The following is a 4539-nucleotide window of genomic DNA, read 5'->3' on the forward strand; positions in this document are numbered from 1 at the left end:
TTGAATCCATTTTCAGCACGGATACAAAACGATTGGGGTTTGTCATTGTTGAAATTGGACTTGCTGAATACGCTGAAAAATCATGCTGTTGCACTCCTCCCATATGGGAAGCACGCTTTAACATTGTCTCTGTTTCTAACCAATTTGAAGGGCATATGGTGGCAGATGAGATTGACTGCTATTTGACGGATGAAAGCGATGTTAAGGCCTTCTTGGATTGGTGGACACTTATCAAGCTACAAGGGCTTGATAGGATTTTCGAGGAAGCTTGGGATTTGGTGCAAGCGGCTTAATTGTTGCTGAAATATTTGAGGGGATCAGGTGCGATCCCCTCAATATTTTCTTTTAATGTGATCCATCGCCATGGACATAACATCATCGCGGTTGTCCCGTTGGCGTTCCAAGGTTTGGATTTCATGCTGGATGGCTTCGAGCTCGGCTTGTGCTGCTGCGACTTCTGTCTGTTTAACAGACAAACTTCCACCATACATCAATCCACGCAACTGCCGAAGTTGTGCTTGTTGTTTGAGATATCTCCGACGCAGCAATTTGATCCGGTGGACGTGTTTAAGGCCAAGCCGTGGCGTCCCGCGTTCATCATCAAAATTCAAGCGGTTGGACTTGGCGTCGTAGCTGATAGTTGGTGATAGTGGTGTTGAGATGATTTCAGTGATGATTTCTTGATAACGCATGTTGTTGATCCCCTGTGTAGGGGTATTTAGGCCATCGAGCGGACATTTTCAGTATTTATGGCCGTTGCGGTGGCGTGTTGAAAACAAGTGAACCACCGCTATAACCAATAAGTGATCAATATCGTGTTCAAGCTATTTGTGATAGAGATAACACTTTCGTATTAGGTGCAGATACTATAAAGTCATTTTCAATCTTCCCTATGTTCCCAATAGACTGGCGCATGACATGCCCAAAACTATTCTAATTGTTGAAGATAATGAACTGAACATGAAGCTGTGCCATGATTTGCTTCAAGCAAGTGGCTATGATGTCGTGCAATCCATGAATGGTACGGATGTAATGCAGTTGGCGAAGGAACATCGCCCCGATTTAATTATCATGGATATTCAACTTCCCGAAGTAAATGGCTTGGAACTTACCAAGATGTTGAAGGCGGATGATGAACTCAAGCATATCCCTGTCCTCGCCTGCACTGCATTTGCAATGAAGGGTGATGAACAACATATACTGGATGCAGGCTGTGATGATTATATAGCCAAGCCCATTTCGGTCGCGTCATTTTTGGCTACAATTGCCAAGCACCTTGGATTAAGTGAACCAGAACCTTCCACCGCCTGATTTACCGTTATCTTGATAACTGTGTAACACTTGATAAGTGAACCTCGGTCAATCGGGCAACGCCCGCAGCTCCCGAACTTGGGCATGTTTTTTGAGATCCGCCTCAATATTTTCATTTTATGGACATTTTTTAACGTAAGTCTCGGCCGCACATCGCCATCATCAAAATTCAAGCGATTGAGCTTGGCGTCGTAGCTGATGGTGGATGAAATTGGTGTTGAGATTATTTCGGTGATGATTTCTTGATAGCGCATGTGGTTGTTCCCTGTGAGTGCAGGGGTATTTAGGCGATGCATGACAGCGATCACATGAAAAATATGTCGGCCTTCCGTCCGAAAGCAGCCATAATAGTGGGGTGAGTGGGGCTGCTCTTTTTAGCCAAATTGAGAAATTGGCAACACACGAATATATTTGCTTTGTGAAGTCGCCAGAACTATCATTTTCGTATGACCATTGAACTTCTTAAGGGCGTAGCCCTAATTCTTTCTCTTAGCCTACTTCAAAGTTTCATTCGTCAGAAATGGCGGAATAATGAAATTGTAGGGAAGGTTGTATCTGGCATCCTTTTCGGTGGCATTTGCATCGTTGGAATGATGATGCCTTTGGTTATAGCGCCCGGCGTCATCTTTGATCCTCGATCCGTAATTTTAAGTACTTCAGGGCTTTTTGGTGGGCCTATTGTCGGTGTAATAGCTGCTGTTATGGCCGCTAGCTATCGATTTTCAATTTCTGGTGAGGGCACAGGTGTTGGCATCGCAGTCATTATCTCAAGCGTTTCTTTTGGATTAATTTATAGATATTTCTATCTCAAAAATTGGATAAAAATTGGCCCCCTTCAACTTCTTGTCTTTGGCTTTCTTCTCCATGCCTTTGAAATTCTTCTGTTCACACAATTGCCAGATGCCGTTGTTCAGGATGTTATGAACAATGTTGCTATTCCACTGCTCCTAACGTTCACCCCTGCCGTAGTATTTTTGGGTTATTTGCTCCAAGACATTGAAAACCGTTTGTTCTTGGATGCAGCACTTCAGGAGAGTGAGCAACAAAAAAGACTTATCCTAAATGCCGTACCCGACTTGATTTGGCTAAAGGATAACAAAGGAAGGTACCTAGCCTGCAATCAACTTTTTGAACGGTTTTTTGGCGCCAAAGAAATCGATATTATCGGCCGTACCGATTATGATTTTGTTGATAAAAATCAAGCCGATTTTTTTCGCCAACACGACCAAATGGCTCTGGAAGCAAAGACTCCCTTAGTCAATGAGGAATGGATCACATTTCCTGACAATGGCCAAAAAGCATTGCTCGAAACGACTAAAACACTAATGAGAAATACAGATGGAGAAGTGATCGGCATTCTTGGGGTTGGTCATAATATTACAGCACGAAATAAATCTGAGCGGGCCCTTATTGAGAATGAGCATTGGCTTGCTGAGTCTCAACGTGTAGCCCACGTCGGACACTATAGTATGGACTTCAGGACAGGGTTCTGGGAAAGCTCAAAAGCATTAGACGATATTTTTGGCATTGATGAAAGTTACACGAGGGATGTTAACGGTTGGCTCAGTCTCGTCCACCCTGCATTTCGGGAAGGGATGTCTTTTTATCTACAAGACACCATCATCACTCGCCACAAAAATTTTGAGAAGCAATACAAAATAGTTGATCACAGCACCCAAGCAGAAAAATGGGTGAATGGCTTGGGTGAGCTTAAATTTGATGAAAATGACAATTTGATTGGATTATTTGGCACAATCCAAGATGTATCCGCTAGCAAACAAAATGAGCTTCAACTGGAGCGTACCAAAGACCTTGCTGAGAAATCGAGTAAGGCAAAATCAGAATTCCTTGCGTCTATGAGTCATGAGTTGAGAACGCCATTGAATGCCGTTCTTGGCTTTGCCCAAATGTTGCAGTTTGATCCTAAAAACCCACTCTCAGCAACTCAAAATGAAAATGTTGAGTTCATTCTCGCAGGTGGCGCACATCTTCTTGAGTTGGTTAATCAAATTTTAGATCTTGCACAAATTGAAGCCAACCAAGTCCATATTTCTGTGCACAAGGTAAATGTTTTTGAGGTTTTAGAGGATTGTATTCAGTTGATCTCCCCACTTGCTCGTTCAAGGGATATTAAAATTGTAAGCAATATCACGAAAAATGAGCCTCCGACTCTCCGGACCGACCAAACTCGATTCAAACAAGTTCTCATCAACATTCTTTCCAATGCGGTAAAATACAACAAGGATGGGGGGATGATCACTTTGACGAGTGAAGAGTTGGGCGATGGTTTTCTGCGCATTATGATAACAGATACTGGATCAGGCATTCCTAAGGATAAAAACTCTGGCATTTTTGAAATATTCAATCGCCTTGGTGGAGACGCGATGATTGCCAAAGAAGGTACTGGGATTGGCCTCCCAGTCAGTAAAATGCTCATAGAACGTCTGTCAGGACGAATTGGATTTGAAAGTGAAGTCGATGTCGGCAGTACCTTCTGGATTGAATTGCCTTTGGCTTCAAATAAAGATGTCGTTATCTGGGCTGAAAACTTACGCATGGGCGTTGATCCTATAGACAAGGACCATCAGTTACTTATCTCCCTGACCAATAGAATTTCATATGACGACATCAAAGAAGATGAATTGAATGATGTCGTTATGGAGTTAATTGAATACACACGTTTCCATTTCAGACGTGAAGAGGCAATCATGGAGATATGTGAATATCCTGATCTTGAAAATCATAAAAAGCTTCACTCAGGGATTGCCAAAAATATTGATAAGTTGGCGGATAATTGGCGTGAGGATCATAACCCAGAAATGCTGATAAAACTTCGCAAGTTCATGCGTGATTGGTTGTTAGATCATGTGCTGACCGAAGATATGGAAATTGCCAAATATACCAAAGGCAAGCGCCAAGAAATTAATGCAGCTATGAAAATTACTGTTTAGGGTCAAATCCAGCGGTCAATCACGCAAGAAATGTTCTTCCGCTTTATGTGCTAAACCGGACATGCCCACAATGTGATATTTCTATAAAACTATCACAAAACCGCTAATTTCTGCGCTTTCCAGCACCCGTTTTCGGGGAGACTGCCCAAACTTGTGATGTGACACTACCCATACGATGAAAACATCACATGGGAGCCACTACAATGTCACAAGCCAAAGTCTTAACCGAAGTCGAGTTGAAGCGTGTGCTCGCTGTCGTCGCGCAACACGGAATTTT

The 4539-nt window shown here is 42.8% G+C and carries 4 protein-coding genes; 3 read left to right on the forward strand and 1 reads right to left on the reverse strand.

The window, feature by feature from the left end; all coding sequences use genetic code 11:
- Positions 1-293 (forward strand): hypothetical protein (locus BEN30_RS18665; RefSeq protein WP_170827036.1); only part of this gene is annotated, 293 nt, incomplete at its 5' end.
- 39 nt (positions 294-332) lie between these two features.
- Here BEN30_RS18665 and BEN30_RS18360 read toward each other — a convergent pair.
- Positions 333-692: a hypothetical protein gene (locus BEN30_RS18360; RefSeq protein WP_139134998.1), complete on the reverse strand. Its 360-nt coding sequence runs from the start codon at positions 690-692 to the stop codon at positions 333-335.
- 226 nt (positions 693-918) lie between these two features.
- Here BEN30_RS18360 and BEN30_RS11515 point away from each other — a divergent pair, with 226 nt between their 5' ends.
- The gene (locus BEN30_RS11515) at positions 919-1311 is read left to right on the forward strand and encodes a response regulator (RefSeq protein ID WP_069958502.1); all 393 of its coding nucleotides are present in this window, start codon (positions 919-921) and stop codon (positions 1309-1311) included.
- Between the two features lie 446 nt (positions 1312-1757).
- On the forward strand, positions 1758-4262 hold the full coding sequence (locus BEN30_RS11520; protein ID WP_069958503.1) for a bacteriohemerythrin: 2505 nt from the start codon (positions 1758-1760) through the stop codon (positions 4260-4262).
- Positions 4263-4539 lie beyond the last annotated feature (277 nt).

Source organism: Magnetovibrio blakemorei, from assembly GCF_001746755.1.
Classification (GTDB): Bacteria; Pseudomonadota; Alphaproteobacteria; order Rhodospirillales; family Magnetovibrionaceae; genus Magnetovibrio; species Magnetovibrio blakemorei.